The organism is Pseudomonas sp. NFACC14, assembly GCF_900106885.1.
Taxonomy (GTDB): domain Bacteria; phylum Pseudomonadota; class Gammaproteobacteria; order Pseudomonadales; family Pseudomonadaceae; genus Aquipseudomonas; species Aquipseudomonas fluorescens_AA.
Window position 1 is genome coordinate 1 of sequence record NZ_FNOA01000007.1, and the last position, 24962, is coordinate 24962.

At 62.7% G+C, this 24962-nt stretch carries 25 protein-coding genes; 10 read left to right on the forward strand and 15 right to left on the reverse strand.

The window, feature by feature from the left end; genetic code table 11:
- Positions 1-164: 164 nt before the first annotated feature.
- Positions 165-1721: a carbohydrate porin gene (locus BLU85_RS12885; protein ID WP_092203650.1), complete on the reverse strand. Its 1557-nt coding sequence runs from the start codon at positions 1719-1721 to the stop codon at positions 165-167.
- 169 nt (positions 1722-1890) lie between these two features.
- Here BLU85_RS12885 and BLU85_RS12890 point away from each other — a divergent pair, with 169 nt between their 5' ends.
- The 6 genes from BLU85_RS12890 (at position 1891) to BLU85_RS12915 (ending at position 8726) form a co-directional block, all read left to right on the forward strand.
- A complete protein-coding gene (locus tag BLU85_RS12890) occupies positions 1891-3165 on the forward strand; it encodes an ABC transporter substrate-binding protein (protein ID WP_092203648.1) in 1275 nt (424 codons plus the stop codon).
- Between the two features lie 21 nt (positions 3166-3186).
- Positions 3187-4149: a carbohydrate ABC transporter permease gene (locus tag BLU85_RS12895; protein ID WP_092203646.1), complete on the forward strand. Its 963-nt coding sequence runs from the start codon at positions 3187-3189 to the stop codon at positions 4147-4149.
- Positions 4146-4988, forward strand: coding sequence for a carbohydrate ABC transporter permease (locus BLU85_RS12900; RefSeq protein ID WP_092165535.1), 843 nt, complete (start codon positions 4146-4148; stop codon positions 4986-4988). Before BLU85_RS12895 ends, BLU85_RS12900 begins: the two co-directional genes overlap by 4 nt.
- A gap of 31 nt (positions 4989-5019) precedes the next feature.
- Positions 5020-6159: an ABC transporter ATP-binding protein gene (locus BLU85_RS12905; RefSeq protein WP_092203644.1), complete on the forward strand. Its 1140-nt coding sequence runs from the start codon at positions 5020-5022 to the stop codon at positions 6157-6159.
- Positions 6156-7658, forward strand: coding sequence for a glycoside hydrolase family 32 protein (locus BLU85_RS12910; protein ID WP_170847620.1), 1503 nt, complete (start codon positions 6156-6158; stop codon positions 7656-7658). Before BLU85_RS12905 ends, BLU85_RS12910 begins: the two co-directional genes overlap by 4 nt.
- Positions 7659-7733: 75 nt before the next feature.
- Positions 7734-8726 carry a LacI family DNA-binding transcriptional regulator gene (locus BLU85_RS12915; protein ID WP_092203640.1) on the forward strand — a complete coding sequence of 331 codons (993 nt, stop codon included), beginning with the start codon at positions 7734-7736 and terminating at the stop codon, positions 8724-8726.
- A gap of 16 nt (positions 8727-8742) precedes the next feature.
- Here the strand turns inward: BLU85_RS12915 and BLU85_RS12920 are convergent, their stop codons facing one another.
- Complete coding sequence (locus tag BLU85_RS12920; protein WP_092203638.1) at positions 8743-9330, reverse strand: TetR/AcrR family transcriptional regulator; 588 nt, start codon at positions 9328-9330, stop codon at positions 8743-8745.
- Positions 9331-9496: 166 nt separating this feature from the next.
- On the opposite strand from BLU85_RS12920, the gene BLU85_RS12925 reads away from it, so the two are divergent.
- From BLU85_RS12925 to BLU85_RS12935, 3 genes are all read left to right on the forward strand, one after another.
- Positions 9497-10591, forward strand: a complete 1095-nt coding sequence (locus BLU85_RS12925) for an alkene reductase (RefSeq protein WP_092203635.1) — start codon at positions 9497-9499, stop codon at positions 10589-10591.
- A 76-nt stretch (positions 10592-10667) separates the two neighbouring features.
- Entirely contained in the window at positions 10668-11456 is a 789-nt protein-coding gene (locus tag BLU85_RS12930) for an SDR family NAD(P)-dependent oxidoreductase (protein ID WP_060742704.1), read from the forward strand.
- Positions 11457-11555: 99 nt separating this feature from the next.
- Positions 11556-12572 (forward strand): NADP-dependent oxidoreductase, encoded by a 1017-nt coding sequence (locus tag BLU85_RS12935; RefSeq protein ID WP_092203633.1) that lies wholly within the window; start codon positions 11556-11558, stop codon positions 12570-12572.
- Positions 12573-12592: 20 nt separating this feature from the next.
- Here BLU85_RS12935 and BLU85_RS12940 read toward each other — a convergent pair whose 3' ends face one another.
- The 5 genes from BLU85_RS12940 to BLU85_RS12960 all read right to left on the reverse strand — a co-directional run bounded on the left by BLU85_RS12940 (position 12593) and on the right by BLU85_RS12960 (position 17389).
- Complete coding sequence (locus BLU85_RS12940) at positions 12593-14203, reverse strand: gamma-glutamyltransferase family protein (RefSeq protein ID WP_092203631.1); 1611 nt, start codon at positions 14201-14203, stop codon at positions 12593-12595.
- A 63-nt stretch (positions 14204-14266) separates the two neighbouring features.
- The gene (locus BLU85_RS12945) at positions 14267-15046 is read right to left on the reverse strand and encodes an amino acid ABC transporter ATP-binding protein (protein ID WP_092203629.1); all 780 of its coding nucleotides are present in this window, start codon (positions 15044-15046) and stop codon (positions 14267-14269) included.
- Positions 15047-15048: 2 nt separating this feature from the next.
- On the reverse strand, positions 15049-15825 hold the full coding sequence (locus BLU85_RS12950; protein ID WP_060742708.1) for an amino acid ABC transporter permease: 777 nt from the start codon (positions 15823-15825) through the stop codon (positions 15049-15051).
- 12 nt (positions 15826-15837) lie between these two features.
- Complete coding sequence (locus BLU85_RS12955) at positions 15838-16644, reverse strand: ABC transporter substrate-binding protein (RefSeq protein ID WP_092203627.1); 807 nt, start codon at positions 16642-16644, stop codon at positions 15838-15840.
- A 76-nt stretch (positions 16645-16720) separates the two neighbouring features.
- Positions 16721-17389, reverse strand: a complete 669-nt coding sequence (locus tag BLU85_RS12960; protein WP_060742710.1) for a GntR family transcriptional regulator — start codon at positions 17387-17389, stop codon at positions 16721-16723.
- Here BLU85_RS12960 and BLU85_RS31390 point away from each other — a divergent pair.
- Positions 17388-17510 (forward strand): hypothetical protein, encoded by a 123-nt coding sequence (locus BLU85_RS31390; protein ID WP_256326622.1) that lies wholly within the window; start codon positions 17388-17390, stop codon positions 17508-17510. The two genes, BLU85_RS12960 and BLU85_RS31390, sit on opposite strands and share 2 nt — an antisense overlap.
- A 117-nt stretch (positions 17511-17627) precedes the next feature.
- Here BLU85_RS31390 and BLU85_RS12965 read toward each other — a convergent pair whose 3' ends face one another.
- From BLU85_RS12965 to BLU85_RS13000, 8 genes are all read right to left on the reverse strand, one after another.
- On the reverse strand, positions 17628-18569 hold the full coding sequence (locus BLU85_RS12965) for a helix-turn-helix domain-containing protein (RefSeq protein ID WP_092203658.1): 942 nt from the start codon (positions 18567-18569) through the stop codon (positions 17628-17630).
- A 208-nt stretch (positions 18570-18777) separates the two neighbouring features.
- Positions 18778-19539, reverse strand: coding sequence for a 2-keto-4-pentenoate hydratase (locus BLU85_RS12970; RefSeq protein WP_092203625.1), 762 nt, complete (start codon positions 19537-19539; stop codon positions 18778-18780).
- A complete protein-coding gene (locus BLU85_RS12975) occupies positions 19536-21143 on the reverse strand; it encodes a bifunctional 3-(3-hydroxy-phenyl)propionate/3-hydroxycinnamic acid hydroxylase (protein WP_092203623.1) in 1608 nt (535 codons plus the stop codon). Before BLU85_RS12975 ends, BLU85_RS12970 begins: the two co-directional genes overlap by 4 nt.
- Positions 21144-21145: 2 nt before the next feature.
- Entirely contained in the window at positions 21146-22009 is an 864-nt protein-coding gene (locus tag BLU85_RS12980; protein ID WP_092203621.1) for an alpha/beta fold hydrolase, read from the reverse strand.
- A 26-nt stretch (positions 22010-22035) separates the two neighbouring features.
- A complete protein-coding gene (locus tag BLU85_RS12985; RefSeq protein ID WP_092203619.1) occupies positions 22036-22638 on the reverse strand; it encodes an amino acid synthesis family protein in 603 nt (200 codons plus the stop codon).
- 13 nt (positions 22639-22651) lie between these two features.
- Entirely contained in the window at positions 22652-23101 is a 450-nt protein-coding gene (locus BLU85_RS12990) for a VOC family protein (RefSeq protein ID WP_060742716.1), read from the reverse strand.
- 11 nt (positions 23102-23112) lie between these two features.
- Entirely contained in the window at positions 23113-24153 is a 1041-nt protein-coding gene (locus BLU85_RS12995; RefSeq protein WP_092203617.1) for a VPS10 domain-containing protein, read from the reverse strand.
- 12 nt (positions 24154-24165) lie between these two features.
- Positions 24166-24960, reverse strand: coding sequence for an SDR family NAD(P)-dependent oxidoreductase (locus tag BLU85_RS13000; RefSeq protein ID WP_060742718.1), 795 nt, complete (start codon positions 24958-24960; stop codon positions 24166-24168).
- Between the last annotated feature and the right edge of the window lie 2 nt (positions 24961-24962).

A 24962-nucleotide genomic window follows, 5' to 3' on the forward strand; every position in this document is an offset into this window, starting at 1 on the left:
CTCGCTCCCACAGAGGGTGGGTGGTGACTGCGAAGTCTGTGAACGCCCGGCAAAACTGTGGGAGCGAGCTTGCTCGCGATGACGGCGGCACATCCAACGCCTGTCCAGGCTGATCCACTGCCATCGCGAGCAAGCTCGCTCCCACAGGTCTCGACTGGCGGGTCTCAGAACCAGGTTTCCATCTGGAGGCCGTACTGCCAGGTGCCGCCGGCGTTGAAGTCCGTCTTGCCGAAGGCGTCTGTGGAGCTGTACCTGTCCAGGTCCGACGACCAGTTCATGACGCTGGCGAACAGACGCAGCTCGGGGCGCGTAAGCAGATCGCCCAAATCGGGCTTGAAGGTCGGGGCAACCGTGAACTTCCAGAAGTCGCCGTCGACCGCATTGCGTTGCAGGTAGCCTTTGGGATCGAGCTGCATGGTTTGCCAACTCATCTCGTAGGCCATCTCGAAATTGCTGTTGATTTCGTTGGCCAAGCGCACGTTCAGGGTCATCCAACGGTAGTCGTCACCCTTGACGTAGCGATCCTTGCTTCGCTCGGCCAGCAGGCTCGGGCCGATGCGCCAGTCGGAGGCCAGGGGCGTTTCGCCGTACAGCGCCACACGCAGAGCCCGGGCATCGTCGATCAATTCGCCATCGGCGCCGACGTTCTTGACTTCAGCCCCCAACCCCTGCCCATAGAGCAACGCTGTCTTGAAGAAGCCTTCGCGCCCGAAAAAGGTTTTCTGGTGATTGGCGACCATGCTGTGCAAACCGGAATCGGCCGGCGCCAGTCCCGCTTCATTGGTGCGAGTGCCGAAGTCGTTTTTCTTCGCGCCTATGGCGTTGAACATCCACTGCCACTGCCCGCCGTCGAAAAACTGGTTGGACGTCAGGATGTAGCTTTCCACATCGGCATTGACCCCGCCCTCGCTGAAATCCCCGTAGTTACGCCCGATCAACGAGTAGTTCGAGCGCCATTCCTTGGTCATCTGCACGTCGTAGACACCGCCCCCGGTGCCGGCCAGATAGACCACGTCGGAGTCCAGCCAGTGGATGTCGAAATTGTCCCTGTCGAAGCGCTTGCCAGCCCACAAGGTGGAATGCTCGAACATCGAGTTGCCCTTGAATGCCGCGAGGTGATCGAGTTCGGTAAACACCTGGCGTACGTTCAGATTGCTTTCCTCGGCAGTCCAGTCGTTGGAGCTTTCTACGCCATCGGCGATGGACACCGTGAATTTGGAGCGGGTGCCGTTCTGCGCGTACAGCTCTTTCGACAGGTCGATGCGCATGTAGGTGTCGTCCTCGTTCCCGAGTCGCCCGACGGCGCCGCCGACAGAACCGGCCGGGGTGGTGTACGGACCGCCACGCCCGCCACCCAACCCATCGTTGATCAGCAACCCGGAGCGGGCGTAGCCCTTGAAGCTGAAGCCGTCAGTGAGGTGAGCGCTACCGCCCTGCTTTTCCGTGCTTTGCTGGCGGGCTTCGAGTTTTGCCAGGCGGGCATCGAGCGTGGGTGTCGCAACGGTGGACACGGTCGGTTGCGCGGTGGGTGTGGCGAGCTTGATTTGCTGCAGTTCCCTGGCGAGTGCCTGGGTTTGTTGTTCGGCGGCGGCTGCACGCTTTTCCGCTGCGCTGGCACGGGCTTCGAACGCTGCCATGCGCTCTTCCAGAGTCGCGGCCTGAGAGGTGGCCGCCGAGGCGCCGAGCACGCTTGCGAGTAGCCAGCTTGATGCTTTCTGCATGTGGATTTTCCCTGTTTGTTTTTATTGTTCTGTTGCCGCGACCGACCTTTTCCGCCCAGGTTCTGAATTGTCAAAGCAGAGGAAAAAAAGGATGCCTCATCGCAAATACGCTGCTACATTTGGCGATGTTAACGTTAACTTTTCTAAAAACAAAAATAAAGAGGGCTTTATGAAACAGCTCAAATCGCTCCTGCCAGCGGCGCTGCTCGGCCTTTGCGTCGGGTTTCCGGCCCTGTCGACTGCCGCCAACCTGACGATTTCCTGTGGTGCCGTGGGTGCCGAATTGCAACTGTGCAAAGAGGCCGTCGAGGCGTGGTCGAAGCAGACCGGCAACAGTGTCGAAGTGGTTTCCACACCTAACTCGGCGACCGAACGGTTGTCGTTCTACCAACAGATCCTCAGTGCGCAATCCAGCGACATCGACATCATCCAGATCGACATGGTGTGGCCGGGCATGTTGGCCAAACACTTGCTGGACTTGCGCCAGGTGCTTGCGGCCGACGCCACCCAGGGGTATTTCCAGGCCCAGGTGGATAACGCCACGGTGAACGGGCGCCTGGTGACCATGCCGTGGTTCACCGATTCGGGGTTGCTGTATTACCGCAAGGACTTGCTCGAGAAATACAACAAGCCCGTGCCCCAGACCTGGGAAGAAATGACGGCCACCGCCAGGACTGTCCAGCAGGCGGAGCGCGTTGCCGGTAATGCCAATGCCTGGGGTTATGTATTCCAGGGACGCGCCTACGAAGGCCTGACGTGCAATGCCCTGGAGTGGATCAGCAGCCAACCGCAAGGCGGGCTGGTCAACGCCCAAGGCGATATCGTGGTCAACAGCCAGGCCTCACGGGCGGCGTTGACCCTGGCCAAGAGCTGGGTCGGAGACATCGCCCCCCGTGGCGTGCTCAATTACACCGAGGAAGAAGGACGCGGCGTCTTCCAGTCGGGCAATGCGCTATTCATGCGTAACTGGCCTTATGTCTGGGCCCTGGTGCAAAGCCAGGACAGCGCCGTCAAAGACAAGGTCGCTGTCGCGCCCCTGCCCCGCGGCGGTGCGACAGGCACTCATGCGTCCACCCTCGGTGGCTGGGGCCTGGCGGTGTCACGCTACAGCGCCAACCCCAAGCTCGCCGCGGAACTGGTGAGCTACCTGAGCAGCGCCCCACAACAGAAACATCGCGCCTTGGTCGGCGCCTACAACCCGGTGATCGAGTCGCTCTACCAGGATCCCGAGTTGCTCGCGGCCATGCCTTACTACAGCCAACTGCACAGCATTCTCAACGATGGGGTCATGCGCCCCGCCTCGATCACCGCCGATCGCTACCCACGGGTCTCCAATGCCTTCTTCGATCAAGTGCACGGCGTGCTGGCGGGCGAGCGGCCGGTGGATCAGGCCCTGGCCGAGCTGGAAAGCGAACTCACGCGGATCAAACGCCGGAACTGGTAAGCCACAAGGAAGGAAATCACCATGTCTGTCTCCACCACACTCGTCCCCGACGACGAGTACCTGCCCGCCCGGGAAACGCCGGTACAACGCCGTCGCGTTCGCGCCGCCTGGCTGTTCCTGACCCCGATGCTGCTGTGCCTGGCGCTGGTGGCGGCCTGGCCGCTGTTGCGTACATTCTGGTTCAGCCTGACCGACGCCAGCCTCGCCGATACGGGGGATGCAACCTTTGTTGGCTTGAGCAACTATCTGTTCCACAGCAGTGCCGGTTGGTCAGGCCTGCTCGTCGATCCACAGTGGTGGAATGCGGTGCGCAACACCTTGCATTTCACCGTGGTTTCGGTGGGGCTGGAAATCGTCCTGGGGCTGCTGGTGGCGTTGCTGCTCAACGTCCGGTTCAGCGGACGCGCCCTGGTGCGGGCGTTGATCCTGATCCCCTGGGCGATCCCGACCATCGTCTCGGCGAAAATCTGGTCATGGATGCTCAACGACCAGTTCGGCATCATCAATCACCTGATGCTCGGCCTCGGCCTGATCGACGCGCCCCTGGCCTGGACCGCCGACGCGGACCTGTCGATGTGGGCGGTGATCATCGTCGACGTCTGGAAGACCGTGCCTTTCGTCACCCTGCTGATGCTGGCGGCCTTGCAGATGCTGCCCAGCGACTGCTACGAAGCCGCCAGGGTCGATGGCATTCACCCGGTGAACGTGTTCTGGCGGGTCACCCTGCCACTGCTGATGCCAGCCTTGCTGGTGGCGGCGATCTTCCGGATCCTCGATTCCCTGCGGGTCTTCGACGTCATCTATGTGTTGACCTCGAACTCGTCGAGCACCATGAGCATGTCGGTCTATGCCCGCCAGCACTTGGTGGAATTCCAGGACGTGGGTTATGGCAGCGCCGCCTCGACCTTGCTGTTCCTGGTCGTCGCGGTGATCGCCCTGGTTTATCTGTACCTCGGACGCCGTCAGCTGGAGGTCCGCCCATGAGCCCTCGCCTACTGAAAAAAGCCCTGTTGCGCCTCGGGTTCTGGTGCCTGATCGCTATCTTGCTGGTGTATGCGGTCTTCCCTTTCTACTACGCCATCGTAACGTCGCTGAAACCGTCCAGCGCCTTGTTCCAGGTGAGCTACTGGATTGACCACCCCGACTTCTCCAACTACGCCGCCGTACTCAACCAGGCCTCGTTCCTGCGGGCTATCGGCAACTCGCTGGTGGTTGCGCTGTGCGTGGTCGCGCTGGCGCTGTTCCTCAGCCTGACCGCCGCCTATGCCTTGGGCCGGGTGAAATTTCGCGGACGCGGTCCGGTGTTGATGATGGTCCTGGGCGTCTCGATGTTTCCCCAAGTCGCAGTGCTGTCGGGGCTGTTCGAGGTGATCCGTGCCCTGGGCCTGTACAACACCTCCTGGGCGTTGATCCTGAGCTACACGATTTTCACCCTGCCCTTCACTGTCTGGGTGCTGACCACCTTCATGGGGCAACTGCCCCATGAGCTGGAAGAGGCCGCCATCATGGACGGTGCGTCACCTTGGGTCACGCTGACCCGCGTGCTGTTGCCGCTGCTCTGGCCGGCACTGGTCACCACCGGCCTTCTGGCCTTCATCGCCGCATGGAACGAGTTCCTCTTCGCACTGACCTTCACCCTGACCGACTCGCAACGCACGGTCCCGGTCGCCATCGCGCTGATTTCCGGCGGCAGCCCCCATGAGCTGCCTTGGGGCCTGTTGATGGCGGCGTCGGTGCTGGTCACGGTGCCCTTGGTGATTCTGGTGCTGATCTTCCAGCGCCGCATCGTTTCCGGCCTCACTGCCGGTGCGTTAAAGGGTTGAGGCCCAACACAGACAAGAAAGGAACAGCATCGTGATCAAGTTGAAGCTGGACAACGTGAACAAACAATTGGGCGGCGCACGCATTCTTCGCGACGTCAGCCTGGAAATCTCGGCAGGCGAATTCGTGGTCTTCGTCGGCCCTTCGGGCTGCGGAAAGTCGACCCTGCTGCGGCTGATCGCCGGGCTGGATTCGATCTGTGCCGGTGACCTGCTGATCGACGGGCGCCGGGTAAACGACCTGGAGCCGCGCGAGCGTGGCGTCGGCATGGTGTTCCAGTCCTATGCGCTGTATCCGCACATGAGCGTCTACGACAACATCAGCTTTGGCCTCAAGCTGGCCAAGACCGAAAAAAACAGCCTGCGCGAGCGGGTGCTGAAAACCGCGCAGATCCTGCAATTGGACAAACTGCTGCAACGCAAGCCACGGGAACTGTCGGGCGGCCAGCGCCAGCGCGTGGCCATGGGCCGGGCCATGGCGCGGGAGCCGGACATTCTGTTGTTCGACGAGCCACTTTCCAACCTCGACGCGTCCCTGCGCGTGCAGATGCGCAACGAAATCGCCCGGCTGCATGGGCGACTGGGCTCGACCATGATCTACGTGACCCACGATCAGGTTGAAGCGATGACCCTGGCCGACAAGATTGTCGTGCTCAATGGCGGCCGCATCGAGCAGGTCGGCTCGCCACGGGAACTCTATGAGCGCCCGGCCAGCCGCTTTGTCGCCGGTTTCCTGGGCTCACCCAGGATGAATTTCCTTGCCGCGTTCCTGCATGCGCCAGGCGAAACCAGCCAGGTTGAAAGCCTGGTGCTGGGCATGACGTCCCTGCCCTTCGACAGCTCGGGCCTGGCCGCGAATACGCAACTGAGCCTGGGGATTCGTCCGGAACATATCGCCCTCAAGGCGGCCCAGGGAACGGCCGGCATCGCGGTGAGCGGGGTCGAATATCTGGGGAGTGAAACCTATGTGCACCTCGACACTGGCCAGGACGCCCCCATGGTCTGTCGCTGTGAGGTCAACGCCGGATGGCGAGTGGATGATCGGGTCGAACTGCAACTGGATATCGACAATCTGCATGTGTTCGACACACACGGCGCGGCGTTGAAACGCCATGCCATCGACAGCCTGTCCGATGACGTCGCCCTGCGCCCGGCCCATGCGGGCGCCCTATGACTGTATCCTTGAATAGCCTGAGCAATCCGATGCCCGCCTCTCTCGAACATGCACAGCAGGCCCTGCGTGATGGCCTGTCTCGCCTGATCCACGACTATCGACCCGACTATCATCTGGCCCCGCCAACGGGTTGGATGAACGACCCTAACGGGGTGGTGTTTTTTCGGGGCGAGTACCACGTGTTCTACCAACACCACCCCTTCGACGCCAAATGGGGCCCGATGTACTGGGGCCACGCCAAGAGCGCCGATCTGGTTCATTGGCAACATCTGCCCATTGCCCTGGCACCGGGTGACGACTTCGACCGCGACGGCTGCTTTTCCGGTAGCGCGGTGGTGTGTGGCGACACCCTGGCGCTGATCTACACCGGGCACACCTGGCTGGGAGAGGTGGGCGACGAACGCCTGATCCGCCAGGTCCAGTGCCTGGCCACCAGTGTCGACGGCGTCCGCTTCGTCAAGCATGGCGCCGTCATCGAGAACGCACCGCAAGCGGCGATCATGCACTTTCGCGACCCCAAGGTCTGGCAGGAGGGAGGTTACTGGTACCTGATTGCCGGGGCGCGCCTGGGCGACACGCCGCTGCTGCCGCTGTACCGCTCCACGGACCTGCGCGCCTGGGAGTTTCTCGATTACGTGTCCAGGGGCACTGACGGCGACGGCTACATGTGGGAATGCCCGGACCTGTTTCGCCTCGACGGGCGCGACGTACTGCTGTACTCCCCCCAAGGCATGCCACCGGCGGGTTACGAACGGCTGAACAAGTATCAGACCGGTTATCGCATTGGCCACCTCGACAGCGAATGGCACTTCAACGGCGGGCCGTTCATCGAGCTGGATAACGGCCATGATTTCTACGCCGCGCAAACCTTGGTGGCCGCTGATGGCCGGCGCCTGGTGTGGGCCTGGCTGGACATGTGGGAAAGCCCGATGCCGAGCCAGGCCCATCACTGGTGCGGCATGCTCGGTTTGCCACGGGAGCTGGAACTGCAGGGCGATCGCCTTGGCGTGTTTCCGGCGCGGGAACTGGTTGCGCTGCGTCAGGCGCCGTTGCCAAGCATTGCGCCGTGGGGCGAGTCGGGCAGCCGCTGGGTGCCGCAAGTGAGTGGCGACCGACTGGAGATCCATGTGCATCTGGACCTGTTCGACTGCACCGAAGGTCAGTTGGGCATCGCCTTGCGCTGCAGTGCCGATGAGCAGGAACAGACCCTGCTGTACTACGACGCGTCACTGCGACGCCTGGTGCTCGATCGCAGCCACTCGGGTGCGCAAGTGAGCGGCCAGCGCAGCGTGCCGATAGAGCAGGCGCAGACGCAACTGCATCTGCGGGTGTTTCTCGATCGTTCATCCATCGAGGTGTTTGAGCAAAGCGGCCGCTTCAGCCTCAGCAGTCGCCTCTATCCACGGCCCGACAGCCTCGGGGTGAAGCTGTTGGCGAGCGGGACTGGCGGACACGTCGCAATTTCCAACGCCTGGCCCCTGGCCTCGGGTTGGCTGTGAGTCGCGTCATTCGAGTCGCGAGAAGCCCGGGCGCTGTGTCATGATTCTGCGTCAACCTGACTGGCCGCACTTCGCATGACTTCCGTGAAAGACGTTGCACAGCTGGCCGGCGTATCCCTGATGACGGTTTCGCGCGCGCTCAACACGCCGGAAAAACTGAGCCCCGAGACCCTTCAGCGGGTACGCCGCGCCATCGATGAACTGCAATTCGTACCGAGCCTGTCGGCGCGCAGGATGCGCGGCGACAACTTGCAGGCGCGCACCATCGGTGTGTTCGCCTTGGACACCGCGACCACGCCGTTCGCCGTCGAGTTGCTGCTGTCCATCGAACAGACCGCGCAGCAGGCTGGCTGGAACGTCTTCATCCTCAACCTGCTGAGCAACCCGCCCACCGACCAGAACATCGACCTGATGCTGTCGCATCGCCCCGATGGGTTGATCTTCAGTGCCATGGGGTTGCGCCAGGTGAGCATTCCCGAGCGACTCAAGAGCAAGCCGCTGGTACTCGCCAATTGCCTGGCCGATGACAGCCAACTGGTCAGCTACGTGCCGGATGATGAAGCCGGGCAGTACCGCGCCGTGCATCATGCCTTGAGCCAAGGCTATCGGCGCCCGCTGTGTATCAACTTGCCCAGGAAGAGTGTTGCCTGGAAGCTGCGCCAACAAGGTCTGCAACGCGCCTGCCAGGCCTTCGGGCTGGCGCCTGAAACACTCCTGCAATACGACCTTTCCGATCACGATGCCTACGGTGAGACCGCCGCCATTCTCGACCGGCATATCGTCGACGGCCGTCCGCAATTCGACATCCTGGTCTGCGGCAACGACCGCATCGCCTTCTGCGCCTATCAACTGCTGTTGGGCCGCGGCTTGAAAATCCCTGACGATGTCGCAGTGCTGGGCTATGACAACATGATCGGCATCGCAGAACTGTTCATGCCGCCGCTGACCACGGTCCAACTGCCGTACTACGAGATCGGTCGCCAGGCCGCCCGGCACCTGATCGAGACCCTCGAACTGACGGGCGCCCAGCCGGTGGATTGCCCACTGGTGGTCAGGGCGTCGCTCTAAGGCCAATCGGTATCCGTCAAGGCTGCTGCGCGGGCGATGGCGGCAGTGATGCGATGATCCGGGCGCGGCAGACCTCGAGGATTTCATCAGCCAGGGCGGAATCGTCCGGGCAGGCCCGCGACAACATGATCGCGCCGACGACATGGGCCAACATGTCGAGCATTTTCTCCCTGACCTCTGCCTGCGGCGCGTCTTGCCCGCTCTCGTACCGGCTCGCGAGCGCCGCCAGCATATTTTCGATGCCGCTGGAAAAAGTCGCCTTCAGCTCGGGCGTTTGACGGGCAGCGTCCCCGCACAGTGCCGCCATGGTGCAACCGCCACCCGGGGCGTCACGGTGATTGCGGGACACGTAGAGGTTGACGAACCCCGGCACATCGAGACCCGCGTTGTTGGTCAGCGATTGCGCAAGGCTGCGCGCGGCCGCTTCGGCCATCAGGTCGGCCTTGGAGCCGAAATGTTTGTAGAAACCGCCGTGGGTGAACCCGGCGGCCGCCATCAGATCCGCCACACCCACGCCGTCAAAGCCTCGCTCGCGAAACAAGACAGACGCCGTCTCGACGATGTGCTCCCGATTTGCCTGGGCCTGGGCCTTGGTCACCCGCATTTTCCACTCCTCGTGCTGCTCGAAATCACCCTCACATCATACATAGATGTCGAACATAATCAAACTCGTTGACAGTTTAGATTTCGGTCATCATCCTAATGAAAAGCCGCGCTCACCCCGGCAAGCTGCACGCAATTCTTATCCAACCCTACGGAAACAAGACGCCATGACCGACCGGAATCTGTTCACACCTCACAAGCTGGGTAGTCTCACGCTTTCCAACCGCGTGGTCCTGGCACCGCTGACGCGTAACCGTGCGGGGCAAGGTTTTGTACCGAGCGAGTTCGCGGCCACTTACTACAGCCAGCGAGCGTCCGCCGGCCTGCTGATCTCCGAGGCCTCACAGATTTCCCAGCAGGGACAGGGTTATCAGGACACGCCTGGGATCTACACATCGGCGCAGATCGACGGCTGGCGCAAGGTGACCGACGCCGTGCATGCCAAAGGCGGGCGGATCTTCCTGCAACTGTGGCATGTCGGTCGGGTTTCCCATGTCGACCTGCAAGCGAACGGCGCCGCGCCCGTGGCCCCCTCCGCCTTGCGTGCGGCGACCAAGGTGTTCGTCAACAACAGTTTCCAGGACGTTTCCGAACCGCGAGCGCTGGACATCAGCGAGTTGCCCGGAATCGTCAACGATTTTCGCCAGGCGGCAGCGAACGCCATTGCGGCAGGATTTGACGGCGTAGAGATCCACGGCGCGAACGGCTATCTGCTGGACCAGTTCCTCAAGGACGGCGCCAACGTGCGCACCGACGCCTACGGTGGCTCGATTGAAAACCGTGCTCGCCTGCTGCTGGAAGTGACCGCGGCCGTCGTAAAAGAAGTCGGCGCCGAACGCACCGGCCTGCGCATCTCGCCTGTGTCGCCGGCCAATGGCGTGTCCAGCAGCGCGCCACAAGCCCAGTTCGACTACCTGGTCGACCAGCTCAACGCCCTGGACATCGTTTACCTGCACGTGGTCGAAGGCGCGACGGGCGGGCCGCGCGACGTTGCGCCCTTCGACTTCGCCGCGTTGCGCCAGCGCTTCAATAACACCTACATCGCCAACAACGGCTACGACCTTGACCTGGCCACTTCGCGACTCGCCGAAGACCAGGCTGACCTGATCGCCTTTGGCCGGCCGTTCATTGGCAACCCAGACCTGGTGGAACGACTCAGAACCGGCTCGCCGCTGTCGGCGTTCAACCCCGCCACCCTCTACGGCGGCGGTGCGGTGGGCTACATCGACTACCCGACGCTCGCGCAATCCAGCGCGCGGTAACACTGATCCGACCCGACTGAGCGCCTGGACAACAGCGCGCGATTCGCTCATCAATCCCTGAAGAAGAGAATCACCCATGGACACTCGCACAACCGTTCTCATCACTGGCGCTTCCACCGGCATCGGCGCCGTCTATGCCCAGCGCTTTGCGCAACGCGGCCACAATCTCGTCCTGGTGGCCCGCGACGGCGCGCGCCTGCAAGCCCTGGCCGCCAAGCTGCGCAGCGAACACACTGTTGCCATTGATATTCTCCAGGCCGACCTGACCCAGATCAGCGACCTGACGAGCGTCGAAGCCCGGCTGCGGGACGACGCCAGCATCGGTATCCTGGTCAACAACGCCGGCGCCGCCCAGTCCGGCACTTTCATCGAGCAGTCGACCGACAGCGTCGCGAACCTCGTTTCGCTCAACACCACCGCGCTGGTCCGATTGGCCAGCGCCATCGCCCCACGCCTGGTCAAAGCAGGTGACGGCGCGATCATCAACATCGGCTCCGTGGTCGGCCTGGCACCGGAATTCGGCATGTCGGTCTACGGCGCGACCAAGGCGTTCGTGCTGTTCCTCTCCCAGGGACTCAGCCTGGAACTGTCGCCTAAAGGCGTCTACGTACAAGCCGTCCTGCCGGCCGCGACCCGTACCGAGATCTGGGAGCGCGCGGGCATCGACATCAACACCTTGAATGAAGTCATGGAAGTCGGTGACCTGGTCGACGCCGCGCTGGTCGGTTTTGACCGTCGCGAGCCGGTGACCATCCCGCCGCTGCAGGAAGAGGCACGCTGGGATGCCTTGCAGGCGGCGCGCCAAGGCCTGCTCGGGCAAATCAAGCAGTCCCAGGTTGCCGAGCGCTATCAAGACCTGGCGTAACCATCGTTCAGCGGGCGCCAGCGCGAAGGACAGCGCTGGCATTCCTGGATGCCTGGCCGGGTGACCAGTCCGCGGCATCCCTTATGAGAGCAAAGCACCATGAAGGCATTTTTAATCGACCGCTACGCCAAGCACAGCGGTCGTATTGACGACATCCCGGCCCCGGAAGTGGCTGATCACGACGTTCTGGTCCGCGTGCATGCCGCCAGCGTCAACCTCCTGGACTCAAAGATCCGCAAAGGCGAATTCAAGCTGATCCTGCCCTACTCGTTTCCCTTGGTATTGGGGCATGACGTGGCCGGGGTCGTGATGCGGGTGGGATCCCGTGTCCAGCAGTTCAAACCGGGGGATGAAGTCTATGCCCGCGTCCCGGATGGGCACATCGGCACCTTCGCCGAGCAGATCGCAGTGAACGAAAATGCCCTGGCCCTGAAACCCACGAACGTCAGCCATGAGGAAGCCGCCGCCCTGCCCTTGGTCGCCCTGACGGCCTGGCAGGTACTGGTTGAAACCGCCCGGTTGAAGAAAGGCCAAAAGGTGTTCATCCACGCCGGTTCAGGTGGCGTCGGCACCCTCGCCATCCAGCTGGCCAAACACCTCGGCGCCTTCGTTGCGACCACCACCAGCACCGCCAATGTGCCCTGGGTCAAGGCGCTGGGGGCGGACGTTGTCATCGATTACAAACAGCAGGATTTCTCAAGCGTGCTGCAGGACTATGACGTCGTGTTGAACAGCCTGGGCGCCGATGAACTGGAGAAGTCGCTGAAGATCCTCAAACCCGGCGGCCAACTCATTTCCATCTCGGGACCACCCACCCCACAGTTCGCCCAGGCCCAGGGATTTTCCTGGCCTCTGCGGCTGATCATGGGCCTGCTGAGCAGTGGCATACGCCGCAAGGCGCGCCGAAAGGGTGTGAGCTACGCCTTCGTGTTCATGCGCGCCAGTGGTCCTCAACTGCGTGAGATCGCCACGCTCGTCGAGTCCGGCAGCATCAAGCCGGTGGTTGACCGATCCTTCACCTTCGACGCGACGGCCGATGCCCTGGATTATGTCGAACAAGGACGGTCCAAGGGCAAGGTCGTCATCAAGATCCACTCAGGGGCGGCCGATGAGTGAAACCCGTTTGCCGGCGCTCATCACCACACCGCAATATGCGAATCCGCCCGGGGCTCGGTCCCGCCACACAACACACCACTGACCGGGTCGCGCAGGATGATCTGGCCGCGCCCATAGTCGGTCAAGTCGCTGGCGATCTGCACCTCATGCCCCCGTCGCGCCAGGGCATTGGCCAGGTCCCGTGAAGCCCCGTGTTCGATCCCGACCTTCATGTCTCCCAGCCATTGCCAACGCGGTGCATCCAAGGCCGCTTGCGGGTTGAGGCCGAAATCCACCAGGTTCATGACCATCTGCACATGCCCCTGGGGCTGCATGTAGCCGCCCATCACGCCGAAGGGGCCGAGGGCCTCGCCATTACGGGTAAGGAACCCGGGAATGATGGTGTGGAAGGTTTTCTTGCCCGGGGCCACGCAGTTGGCGTGGCTCGGATCGAGGCTGAACTCCTGCCCGCGATTCTGCAGGGCGATTCCGCTGTCGGGCAGCACCACGCCGGAGCCGAACCCGTGGTAGTTGCTCTGGATGAACGAGACCATGTTGCCCTCCCCATCCGCGGTGGCCAGGTACACCGTGCCGCTGGCGTGGGGGTCGCCGGGCTTGGGCGGTCGGGCCTGTTCGCCGATCTGCCCGCGCCGACGGGCGCTGTACTCATCGCTGAGCAGGTCAGCCACCGCCACGCGCATGTGCAGGGGGTCGGTGATGTAGTGCAGGCCGTCGCTGTAGGCCAACTTCATCGCTTCCAGTTGACGATGCCAGGTCTGCTGGCTGTCACGCTGATCGAAGTCGAAACCTTCCAGAATCTTCAGCGCCATCAAGGCCACCAGGCCCTGTCCGCTCGGCGGAATTTCCCAGACATCCACGCCTCGGTAATTGACGTGGATCGGGTCGACCCACTGGGCGCGATAATCCCTGAGGTCCGAGGCGCGCAGGTAGCCGCCGCTGGCCCGGGAGTGGGCGTCCAGACGCTCGGCCAACGCGCCGCGATAGAGGCTTTCGCAGCCGGTGTCGGCCAACTCCTGGAGCGTGCGCGCCTGGGCCGGGTTGCGAAAAATCTCCCCGGCCCGTGGTGCCCGGCCCTCGATCAGGAAAGTCTCGAACCAGGCTTCCAGGACGGCATCGCGATGGGGCGTGAACTCGTTCAGCGCGATCTGCCATTGATGGGCAACCACCGGCGACAGCGCAAAGCCGTCCCGGGCCAGGCTGATGGCCGGTTGCAGCAGCTCGGCAAAGGGCAGTTTGCCAAAGCGCTGCGACAACTGTGCCCAAGCCGATGGGCAGCCCGGCACGGTCACCGGGGTCCAGCCATGGATCGGCATCTGCCCATGACCGGCGGCCTTGACCGCCTCGATGCTCAAGGCCGCCGGCGCATGACCGTTGCCGTTGAGGCCGTGTAGCTGGCCCTTGCACCAGACCAGGGCGAAGGCGTCACCGCCGATGCCGCAGCCAGTGGGCTCCACCACCGTCAGTGCCGCTGCCGTGGCGATGGCGGCGTCGATGGCATTGCCGCCTTTTTGCATGATCTCGATGCCCGCCTGGGCCGCCAGGGGCTGGGACGCGGCGACCATGCCCCGACGGGCGAAAACGCTCTGGCGCTGGGATGGATAAGGGTATTCGTGGGCAGAAAATGTCAGCATGGCGAAAGCTCTTCAATACAGGAATTGATTGACCGGACTCAGGGGTAGACAACCTCGCAGGGGTCATAGCACCCGGCTGAGGAAAGCCCGGGTCCGCGGGTGAACGGGGTGACAGAAGATCTGCTCCGGCGGCCCCTGCTCGATAAGCTCGCCCTGGTCCAGGACCACCACACGGTCGGCCACTTCCCGGGCGAAGCCCATCTCGTGGGTCACCACGACCATGGTCATCCCCTCCTCGGCCAACTCCTTCATCACTTGCAGCACCTCGCCGACGGTCTCCGGGTCGAGGGCACTGGTGGGCTCGTCGAACAGCATGGCCTGGGGCTTCATGGCCAGGGCCCGGGCAATGGCCACCCGTTGTTGCTGGCCGCCGGAAAGCATCGACGGGAAGTGATCGGCTTTTTCCGCCAGGCCGACCCGCTCCAGCAACCCGCGGGCCTGTTCCAAAGCAGCGGCGCGCTGCACACCGAGCACCTGGATGGGCGCCTCGATGATGTTCTCCAGGGCGGTCATGTGGGGGAACAGGTTGAAGCGTTGGAACACCATGCCGATGTCCCGCCGCTGCCGGGCGATGTTGCGCTCCGACTCACGCACCAGGCTGCCGTCGGCGCGCTCGCGATACCCCATGGCCCGGCCATTGACGCGGATGCGTCCGCCCTGGATGTCTTCCAACAGATTGATGCAACGAATGAAGGTGGTCTTGCCGGAGCCCGACGCACCGATCAGCACCACCACTTCGCCACGCCGCACTTGCAGGGAAATGCCCTTGAGAATCTGCAGCTCGCCGAAGGACTTGTGCACGTCCAGCGCCTCGATGATCAGCTCTTCGCTTTTATGCGCCATGGTTAACGTGCCCTCAGCAGGTTCAAGGTGCTGCGACCGAACATCCGCGTCGACGCCGGCGGTGGCGACGAAGGCCGATCCGATTGGCCGAAACGGGTCTCCAGCCAGCGCTGGAAAAAGCCCCACAACGTGGTCAGCAACAGGAAGTAGATCGCCACCACCAGGTACAGCTCGAACACCCGGAACGTCGCCGACGTGACCATCTGGGTACTGAGCAACAGTTCCTGGACGCCGATCACACTGACCAGCGTGGTGTTCTTGAGCATCACGTTGAACTCGTTGCCCAACGGCGGAACGATGACCCGGAACGCCTGGGGCAGGACAATACGGCGCATCAATTTGGCGAAGGTCATGCCCAGGGAGCGCCCGGCCTCGTATTGGCCCTTGTCCACCGCGCCAATGCCGGCGCGGATGATCTCGGCCATGTAGGCCCCCTCGTTGAGGCCCAGGGCGATGATCGCCGCCTGGATATTGCCGGGGATCACCAGGCCGAACAGGTCGATGTCTTCGAAGCGGAAAATCCCGCCGGCGGCCAGCGCGGTGTAGAGAAAGACGATCTGCACCAGCAACGGCGTGCCGCGCATCAGCCACACGTAAAAGCGCACCGGCAAATGCAGCAAGGGGTTGCTCGACAACCGCAGCAACGCGGCGGCCAGCCCCAGGGCACAGCCCAGCAGCATCGCCAGCACACTGATCAGGCAGGTCAGCCAGAGCCCGGTGAGGTACACCCCACTGGGCTGCAGCAGGTACTGCCAGAACACATCCCAATTGAAATTCATCGATGGTTCACCTCAATCAAGTGTGTCACTGGCGACATGCCATTTGCCAAGCAGTTGGCTGTAGCTGCCATCGCTGCGCATATCGCCGATCACCTGCTGCACGGCGGCGGTCAGTTGCGGATCGTCCTTGCGAATGCCCAGGCCGGTGAGAATCCGGCTGAAGGCCGGCACGCCTTCCTCGAACAGGTCAGGCGCCATGGCCGCGTAGTAACCGGCGGTTTCCACGGTGGTACCGTAGGCGTCGACCTGGCTGATGCGCAGGGCCTGGAAGGCATCGGTGTCGGTGTTGTAGACCACCAGCTTCATCGCCGGCTTGCCGGCCTTGGCCAGGGTTTCGTTCTCGGCGTCGAGCAGGGTCTTGATGGTGGAACCGTTGAGCACCGCGACCTTGTGCCCGGAGAGATCCGGCAGTGTCTTGAGGCCCTTCGGATTGCCCTTGGGCACCACCACCGCCTGGCTGGAATACATGTAGTTGACGATGTCGATCACCTCGCGGCGCTCGGGCTTGTCGAACAGCTGATCGACGATCATGTCGCACTGGCGGGCCAGCAACGCGGGGAGCAATCCGGAAAAGGGAATGACCCGCCACTCCACCTTCTTGTCACCCAGGCGTCTGGCGATTTCCAGCCCCAGGTCCACGGTCAATCCCTTGGGTTTCTGCGCCTCGTCAAAAGACACCAGCGGCGGCGAATCCATGCCTGAGCAGTAGACGAGTTTGTCGACCTTGAGCAAACGCTCCGGGACAACGGGCGCGGCAACCGCCCACTGCGCACAGAAACCCAAGGATAAAGCGGCAACCAACAGGCGAGGCTTATGCATGACCAGACACTCCAGTTCAGTAGGTAACGGGCAGTACTCAAAGTCAGAACACGGGCAGGCTCGGGGCCTGCTCTCGTTATTTTTTCGATTGCAGGAACTCGATCAATTCAGGAACGGTGCCTTCGATGTGCCCACGCACCACCGCCTCGGCCTTCTCGGCATCGCCCGCACGCAGGGCATCGAGGATCAGCATGTGCTCCTGACGCGCACTCAGGGGTTTTTCCACATGCTGCAGCCATAGGCGCATGGGCGCTTCGATCAGGGAATAAAGCGCGCTGATCTGCTTGAGCAATCGCGGACGACCGCTGAGGCTGCACAGGTATTCATGGAAGGCGCGATGGCGGCTGACCCACTCGGCGCTTTCCTCGCGGTAGTCGTCCATCTCGTCCAGCAAGCGCTCCAAGGCGGCCAACTGGCGCTCGCCAATTCTTGCGGTCGCGACACGGACCGCCAGGCCTTCCAGGGCGCTGCGCATTTCGAAGACTTCGTGCAACTCATCGATGTCCAAGCCACTGACAACCGCCCCGCGATTGGGTCGCAGGGTCACCAGGCCCTGGGCATCCAGACGGCGAAAGGCCTCGCGCACCGGCATCCGGCTCATGCCGATCTCGTTGGCAATGTCCTCGGCAATCAGCCGGTCGCCCTTGCGTAACCGACCACCACAAATGGCATCGAGCAAGAAGTTGTAGGCCTCCTCCTCGGCGGTCATGGGCGGGCGTTCAGCGTATGTCGGAGCAAATTGCATGGCAGCACCTTCTGCATTTTTGTATCCAATTATCCATGGATTCAAAAAGGCAGAATACGTGCCAACTTCTCACGCAATCATGCAAGCGTTTGATTTGAAGGAATTTACCGAGGAAAAGTGACTGGCTGCCGTGAGCCCTGCCACAGGCGGGGCTGCAGCCGTGTGCTACCAAACAGCTCAGAGGCTGCCCTTTATAAGTGCGCGATGGTGCTTCGGTAACACCGCAAACGGCGGCTCATCAGGCCGGCGCCCTGGGCGTATCCGAAGGTGACTCGCCAAACAGCGCCCGATAATGGAACGCAAAATGGCTCAGGTGGAAAAACCCCATTTCCACGGCGATCTCACTGACGTTCTGCGCCGCCGCATGGGTGGCGATCAAGCGGCGGCGCACCGCATTGAGCCGCAGGTTGCGCAGGTACTCCACCGGGCGCATCCCGGTCACCGCCTGGAAGCTGTTCTGCAGGGTCCTGCGGCTGACCCGCAATTGCTCGCACAAGTCGAGAATGCTCAAGGGCACATCGGCACTGGCGACGACCAACTCCTGGCAACGCTTGACCAGGTAGGCACTGACGGCAAAATTGCCGCGTCGGCCACGCACCTCATCCGAGGCGTGGCTGAACAGGTCGAGAAAGGCATTGAGCAGAACGTCTTCGAGGACTTTTTCCGAGGCGGGATTGACGGCGTCCGCCTGTTCCAACAGGCGACGAAACAGTGGGTGGATGTGTTGTTGCACGCGGCGCAGTACCACCTCATCCACGCTGACCTGGGACACGTTTTTCAAACGCTTGAGCTGTTCGCTCGACAGTTCGTAGGCCGCCAGCTTGGCGAACCGCACCGTGTCGACATTGGCCGCGAAGAAATGCATGCCCTCCGGGGCGTGCAAGACGAAGTCCTCGCCATCGCGCAACAACACGACGCTGTGGGCGCCCACCTGGTGCCCCTGGACCACCGGCGCACCGCCCAGCGACATGGCGATGCACAAGCGCCCTTTTGGCGCGCAACCGTGCTGCACCACGCGTTTATCCAGCACCTCCTGGAAAATCTGGAAACGTTCGGCGCACACCTGGCGCAGCTCGCTGGAAAGACATCCGCGCCCGAGCTGGTCATAGACTTGCTGCCAGCCCAGGATCGAACCGGCGTGTTGCTGAGGATCATTGAAGGTACGGACTTCGGCGAACATGATCATTGGTCCTCGGTGGCCCTGCACTTAACCCTGATGCTACGTAAAGCTGCGTAGAAACTGCGTAGAAACTGCATAGAAACTGCATAGAAACTGTGTAGGAGCTGTGTAGGAGCTGTCGAGTGCAACGAGGCTGCGATCTTCCCCCAGACACTTGAATCCCAAGCGAAAGATCAAAAGATCAAAAGATCGCAGCCTTCGGCAGCTCCTACCGGAAAACCAAAGCCAGTTCCATGCCAAGCATGTCCAACCGATACTCGGCGGCCTTGATTTCCAAAGGTGCCAACAAAGCGCCGGACAGCACCACCTGCCCCGCTTCAACGCACTGCCCGTCAGCCAGCAAACGCCGCACCAGCCAGCACAGGTTGGACTGGGGGGTGTCCTCGCGCGCCTGGGCGTTGCCCTCGCCACAGGACACCCCATCGCACGCCAGGCGATAGTTCAGGTGGGCCAATCGCTCGGGATGGAACCTGACCCGCGCGCCCAGGCAATACAGCCCCGCAGCGGCATTGTCGGCAAGAAACGCGCCGACGCCGAAACGCCAGCCCTGCCAGCGGCAATCGGCAATTTCGAACGCCGGCGCGACGTCGGACACGGCGGCGAGGATGTCCTCGTCGCTGTAGAAACCGGGCACCAGCGTACGCCCCAGGACAAACGCCAGCTCGATTTCCAACTTCGGCTGGATCAGCCGCGCAAGCGACACCCCACGATCGGGTTCCACCACCATGGCATCGGTCAGCGCGCCCAATACCGGCTCATCAATACCGAAACGGTCCTGGGCGGCACGGCCGGCGAAGGCCACTTTCCATCCGGTCAAGCGCTCACCACCGACCTGGCGCCGGCGCAGCGCCTCGCGCTGCAAGGTGTAGCCTGTCGGCAGGTCGACGGCCTCTGGTTCCAACGACGGCAAGGCGTGCACGGCCTGCGCGGCATCGTGAAGCCGGACCAACAGATGATCTTCACGGCTCATGAGAGTTGCTCCGCCAGTTTGCGCAACACGCCCTCAAGCCGCTCGGGCGTGGTGATCGCGGCCACGAACCGATCCGGCCGCACCACCACGACACAATCACGCACCTTGGCAAACCATTCGCCGAGGCGGTTATCGACGTCCTCGACACAAATGGCCCCGCAGGCAGACAAGGGTTGGTTGCGCCCCACGCCACTGCGCGAGCGATTGATCTGGATGAAGCGCGTCTCCCAGCGCGCCCACCAGGCGGCGGTTTCTTCGCTGAGCGGTTCGCTCGGGTCGACCCGATACCCCAGCACCGCATAGGAATGCCCCAGCACCTCGTCCAGGCGTCGGCGCTGGCCCTGGGCATCTTCGATGGACGGCTGGATGAACAACTGCCCGACCAGATCATCCTCATGCAGCTCGGCGCGCTCGTGATACACCAGGCCCTTGGTGATGGTCGCCTTGGGTTTGAACTTGAACTCCAGCAAGTGCGAACGCAGGTTGTCGACGCTGTTGACGGCCTGGAACAACCAGTCCCGCACCCCCGCCATCAACGGGTTGGTCAGCCCCAGGACGGCGCCCATGTTGTCGGCCAACGCGATGAGATCGGTCGCATGTCCACGGCGCTCCTGGTCGTAACTGGCCAGGATCGTCGGCGACGCCCGCCCTTGGAGAATCGCGGCGAGCTTCCAGCTGACGTTGGCGACATCACGCAAGCCCGAATTGAGCCCCTGCCCGGCCCAGGGCGGGGAAATATGCGCCGCATCCCCCACCAATGCCACACGGCCCTGGACAAAGCGCGCCGCGACCCGGGAATTATGGGTGTAGGCGCGGATCCGGATGATTTCCAGTTGATCGACCGCATCGCCGATATGCCCACGGATCAAGTCCCGGATCGTCGCCTCTTCGCACATCCGGGTTTCGTCTTCGCCCTCCAGGAGCATGAACTCCCAGCGCCGTTGCTGATACGGCAGGTAGATGCAGACGAAAGGTCGCTGAGGGTCGGCGTGCAAGGCGGTATACGGTGCATCGAGGGTGTCGTTGGCCGTATCGATCACCACCCATTTGCGCGGGTGGGTCAGCCCCAGCAGTTCGATGCCGAGTTTCTTGCGCACGCTGGAGCGTCCGCCATCGGCACCGATCACGTACTGCGCCTGCAACTGATAAAGCTCGCCCCGGGCATCACGCACCTGCAAGGTCACGCCCTCGGCATCCTGCTCCAGGTCAAGCATTTCATGGCCCTGGCGCAACTTGACACTGGCGTGTTTGCCCAACTGCTCGCGCAATGTCGTTTCCAGCAACTGTTGCATGAAGATGTTGCGCATCGGCCAGCCATAGTTCGCCGTGCTCGGCTTGACCTCGGCGAAACAGACGCCTCGCGCATTGTAGTAACGCAAGGGCACGTTGCAGATCATGTCCCGCGCGGCCAGTTCGGCGATGCCGATGCCCTGCAACACCCGCAGCGCCTCGTCATCCATGCCCACCGCGCGGGGATACGGCAGGACGCCGTCAGCCAATTCAAGGACGATGCAGTCGATACCGTACAGCCCCATGTAATGAGCGGCCGTGATCCCGTTCGGGCCGCCGCCCACGATGACAACCTGGGTTTTCTCCTGCTTCATCGTTATTCACCGCTTTGTTGTTGTGGTTGTAGGCATTGGTCGTGCAAGTAATCCATGACGACACGGTTGAACGTATCCTCCTGGTCGTCATGGACATAATGGCTGGCGTCGGCGATCTGCGCTGTATGCACGCGCGGATTGGCCTCCTTCATCGCCTCCAGGGTCGCCTCGGGCAGAAAATCGGAGCGCGCGCCCCGGATGAACAGCGTCGGGCAATCCAGCGCCCGGACCGCCGGCCACAGGTCGGTCGGGGTGATGCTCAGGCGCGCCTGGGCAATGCCGGCCTGATCATGGCGCCAGCCGATGCCTGCCGGGGTTTCCTTCATCGAATGGATCAGCCTGGACGCCAGCCCCTGGGCGGACAGACCGGGACGTGAGCGGCGCCAGAACTGCGCGGCACTTTCCCAGTCGGGAAACGACAGGGGCGTCTGGCTCATCTCGCGACGGATGCGCTCGGCACCGTCGCCGCTGATCGACGAGCCGGGGCCGATGTCTTCGATCACCAGGGCTTGCAGGTGTCCAGGATTGAGCCGGGCATACTCCAGCGCATTGGTGCCGCCGAGGGAATGCCCCACCAGCACGAAACGCTCCAGCCCCAGGTGCTTGACCCAATCCTCCAGATCGCTGACATAGGCTTCGGTCCGGTAGCTGGAAGCCTCTGCCCAGTCGCTGTCGCCACGGCCGCGCTGGTCCAGGGCATGGCAACAGAATCGCTCGCCCAACACATTGGCCAGGGACGCCCAGGTCTGGGCATAGGCCCGCAGCCCATGCAGCAGCAACACGGGAATGCCTGACGCGTTGCCCCATGACAAGTAGTGCAGGCGCATCCCCGAACGATTGGTGAAGAACTGGCTGTTTGCAGACATTCGTTGGCTTCCCACGTCAGCGCACCTCAATACAGGCCGTCATTGCCCTTGACGTCAGCGGCCCGCAGACCACCCAGGCGTGCATGCAAACGCCCGCGCGTGGCGAAGGCCCAGATGATGATCAACTCGTCGGCCGAGGGACCATCGCCGAACGACAGGGAAATGCTGTCGTAATGGGAGCGGACATACAGCGCGTCCTTGTGGGCCAGCGGTACGTCGATGGTCACGCCAGGCCCGCCGCGCTTGCCGGTGGAGGGCACCCAGGACTTGCCACCGCCCAATGCGACACGGATCGGATCCGCCGCCGGATTGGTCAGCAACGCATTGCCGTGCTCGTACTCGCCCTGGCTGCCCACCAGGCACGCCTTGCCGTAACTGACAATCTCATGCTCGCCGGCCAAGGCTTGGATACGCCGACCAAACTCCTGGCCGAGCAAGGGTGACGGTTCTATCAACTCGGCCAGGCTTTCGCTGAAACGTCCGGCGTAAGGGTTGGCGATCACCGCCCCAATGGCGTACTTGAACAGCGGCTCGCCATCGGCCAACTGGCCGGTTTCGTTGGCCAGGGTTTCCTCGACGAAGCTGTACCATTTGCGGATGTGGTAACTGGCGAAATTCGCGTTTTTCATCAGACTTGCCTCTTTAAAGTGGGTCGAGATCGAAATGCCGGCTGGGGGCCCCAGCGGCCTTGAAGCGGGCCTTGCCGCGCTCGTCGTCGTGTTCGGACTCGAGGAAAAACTCCATGCGATTGCCGTCGGGGTCGTTGAAGTACACGCCGTTGCCGATCTCGTGGTCAGTGATCTTCACCACCTCGACGCCCTTGTTCAGCAACATGCCGTAGAGCTTGCGCAGGGTGGTCATGTCACCCGCGATCTCCAGCCCGTAGTGCTGCAACCCCAGGCCGCCCTGGTGGGCCCCGGGCTCTGCGCGGAGCAACGCGATGTCATGATGCTTGGCACCAAACGCCATCATGATCCAGCTTTCACCCCGGGCGCTTTCATGCATGCCCAGCACATCGGCGTACCAACGGGCCGACACTTCCGGGTCGCTCACGAACAACGACAGGTGAGTACGAACGACTTCGACTTTCATCGCGCGATACCTCAGTTTTTCTTGATGATGGATTGATGCCCGGACTTGATTTGCGCCACGGCGGGGGTCCAGAGCACGTCAGCGATTTCACTGAATTCACGCCACTGCTTCTGCCAGCCGTCACCGCCATTTTCGGAAGTGAACAGATGCCCGTACTTGGTGCCGGCGACGATCTGGCGCGGGTCGGCAGGGTTCAAGGCAATCGCCCAGACACAGGAGTTGGGTTGTTGCGGCAGCGGCAGCACTTCCCAACCGAGGGCGGCATCCCGGGAAACCAGGACCTTGCTGGTGGTGCCCGGGGTGCCGTCGGAGATGCTCAGGTAGAGCGTATCCTCGCCGCCCAACGGTGCATTCATGGCGCGCACGTAATACAGACCGAAGGCTTCCCGGGCGACGATGCCGGTCCAGGTCTGCCCCTCGTCGAGGCTGCGGTAAACAGCATTGACGCACACCACGACGATGACCTTTTGCCCATGGTTGGGCAGGACCACGATGTTGTGCACGTCCGAGTTGAAGTCCCACAGCAAGCGATCATCGACGCGGGTCCAGCTCTCGCCACCGTCACGGCTGTGGAACAGCCCGCCCTCTTCCAGGCCGAACCAGAGCTGGTTGCGGTCCGTCGGGTCGTAGGCGAAAGCCAGCAGGCGTGGACGACTGACGCCATCGCAGAACTCCGGGATCTCCACGGGAGCACGGTCCCAGTGCTGGCCACCGTCGAGGGTGCGCCATAGCACGGCGCGCGAGGGCGCACCGGTGCCCACGAAAATACGCTGTGCATCCTGGGGATCCACCGCCACCTTCCAGACGGTCTGCCCGTTGAACGGCGAATCCACCCGCTGCCAATGGCCGCCGGTATCGCGGCTGATGCACAGACCGACGTCGGTGCCGGCGTAGATCACCTCGGGCGTACCCGGATGGAAACTCAGGGATCGGGTGATCGCATCGAATTCCAGGTCCTGGCCCAGGCCCAGGCGATGCCAGGTACGGCCATCGTCGGCGCTGCGGATCACCGCTTGCCCTACGGTGGCGACCAAAAGGGTTCCGTTACTCATCACTGCTGCTCCTCAAATGAAGATGCCACGGGTCAAGCCGCCGTCGATGCCAATGGATTCCCCGGTCACGGCACCTGCCTTGGGGGATGCGAGGAAACCGATCAGCCAGCCCATTTCGATGGGCGCCAGGGTGCGCCGGATCGGCGTCGCGTCGATGTAGCCCTGCTCCACCTGCTCAGGCGTCTTGCCCTGCTTGACCCCTTCGCGCTCGTACAGCTCCTGGATATGCGGGGTGTCGACCACACCGGGGTGGATCAGGTTGACGGTGATGCCGGAAGGGCCCAGTTGGTCGGAGAGCGTCTTGGTCATGTGGGCGATGGCCAGGTTGCGCATGCCCGAGAGGACCTTGCTGCCACGCCCGGTCAAGCCACCGATGTTGATGATGCGACCGAAGCCACCGGCCTTCATGTGCGGGGTCACCGCCTTGGCGCAACGGAAATAGCCGATCACCTTGGTGTTGAGGTCCGAAAGCAATTCGTCGTCGCCGGCATGTTCGATGTCGTTGCGCACCACGCCGGACGGTGCCGCGGCGCCGTTGACCAGGATGTCGATGCGGCCAAAGTGCTTGTGGGCCGCCTCGACCATGTCGGACACCGCCGACATCTGGTTGGTGTCACAGTACAGCGGCAGTACTTCGTTGCCGGTCTCGGCGGTGATTTCTTCGGCGGCTTGCTGGAGAAACTCCATGCGCCGCGCACAGATCACCACCTTGCAACCCTCCTGGGACAAAAAGCGCGCGACTTCCTTGCCGATGCCCATACCGCCGCCGGTGACGATCGCCACGCGGCCTTGCAATTCCAGATCCATAG

Coding starts and splice junctions, on each gene's coding strand:
- BLU85_RS12935 (WP_092203633.1), top strand. CDS start 11,556: ATGAAGGCATTTTTAATCGACCGCTACGCCAAGCACAGCGGTCGTATT.
- BLU85_RS12950 (WP_060742708.1), bottom strand. CDS start 15,825: ATGAATTTCAATTGGGATGTGTTCTGGCAGTACCTGCTGCAGCCCAGT.
- BLU85_RS12910 (WP_170847620.1), top strand. CDS start 6,156: ATGACTGTATCCTTGAATAGCCTGAGCAATCCGATGCCCGCCTCTCTC.
- BLU85_RS12900 (WP_092165535.1), top strand. CDS start 4,146: ATGAGCCCTCGCCTACTGAAAAAAGCCCTGTTGCGCCTCGGGTTCTGG.
- BLU85_RS12990 (WP_060742716.1), bottom strand. CDS start 23,101: ATGAAAGTCGAAGTCGTTCGTACTCACCTGTCGTTGTTCGTGAGCGAC.
- BLU85_RS12940 (WP_092203631.1), bottom strand. CDS start 14,203: ATGCTGACATTTTCTGCCCACGAATACCCTTATCCATCCCAGCGCCAG.
- BLU85_RS12995 (WP_092203617.1), bottom strand. CDS start 24,153: ATGAGTAACGGAACCCTTTTGGTCGCCACCGTAGGGCAAGCGGTGATC.
- BLU85_RS12980 (WP_092203621.1), bottom strand. CDS start 22,009: ATGTCTGCAAACAGCCAGTTCTTCACCAATCGTTCGGGGATGCGCCTG.
- BLU85_RS12895 (WP_092203646.1), top strand. CDS start 3,187: ATGTCTGTCTCCACCACACTCGTCCCCGACGACGAGTACCTGCCCGCC.
- BLU85_RS12960 (WP_060742710.1), bottom strand. CDS start 17,389: ATGCAATTTGCTCCGACATACGCTGAACGCCCGCCCATGACCGCCGAG.
- BLU85_RS12955 (WP_092203627.1), bottom strand. CDS start 16,644: ATGCATAAGCCTCGCCTGTTGGTTGCCGCTTTATCCTTGGGTTTCTGT.
- BLU85_RS12985 (WP_092203619.1), bottom strand. CDS start 22,638: ATGAAAAACGCGAATTTCGCCAGTTACCACATCCGCAAATGGTACAGC.
- BLU85_RS12970 (WP_092203625.1), bottom strand. CDS start 19,539: ATGAGCCGTGAAGATCATCTGTTGGTCCGGCTTCACGATGCCGCGCAG.
- BLU85_RS12975 (WP_092203623.1), bottom strand. CDS start 21,143: ATGAAGCAGGAGAAAACCCAGGTTGTCATCGTGGGCGGCGGCCCGAAC.
- BLU85_RS12890 (WP_092203648.1), top strand. CDS start 1,891: ATGAAACAGCTCAAATCGCTCCTGCCAGCGGCGCTGCTCGGCCTTTGC.
- BLU85_RS12930 (WP_060742704.1), top strand. CDS start 10,668: ATGGACACTCGCACAACCGTTCTCATCACTGGCGCTTCCACCGGCATC.
- BLU85_RS12925 (WP_092203635.1), top strand. CDS start 9,497: ATGACCGACCGGAATCTGTTCACACCTCACAAGCTGGGTAGTCTCACG.
- BLU85_RS12945 (WP_092203629.1), bottom strand. CDS start 15,046: ATGGCGCATAAAAGCGAAGAGCTGATCATCGAGGCGCTGGACGTGCAC.
- BLU85_RS12915 (WP_092203640.1), top strand. CDS start 7,734: ATGACTTCCGTGAAAGACGTTGCACAGCTGGCCGGCGTATCCCTGATG.
- BLU85_RS12920 (WP_092203638.1), bottom strand. CDS start 9,330: ATGCGGGTGACCAAGGCCCAGGCCCAGGCAAATCGGGAGCACATCGTC.
- BLU85_RS13000 (WP_060742718.1), bottom strand. CDS start 24,960: ATGGATCTGGAATTGCAAGGCCGCGTGGCGATCGTCACCGGCGGCGGT.
- BLU85_RS31390 (WP_256326622.1), top strand. CDS start 17,388: ATGGCAGCACCTTCTGCATTTTTGTATCCAATTATCCATGGATTCAAA.
- BLU85_RS12885 (WP_092203650.1), bottom strand. CDS start 1,721: ATGCAGAAAGCATCAAGCTGGCTACTCGCAAGCGTGCTCGGCGCCTCG.
- BLU85_RS12965 (WP_092203658.1), bottom strand. CDS start 18,569: ATGTTCGCCGAAGTCCGTACCTTCAATGATCCTCAGCAACACGCCGGT.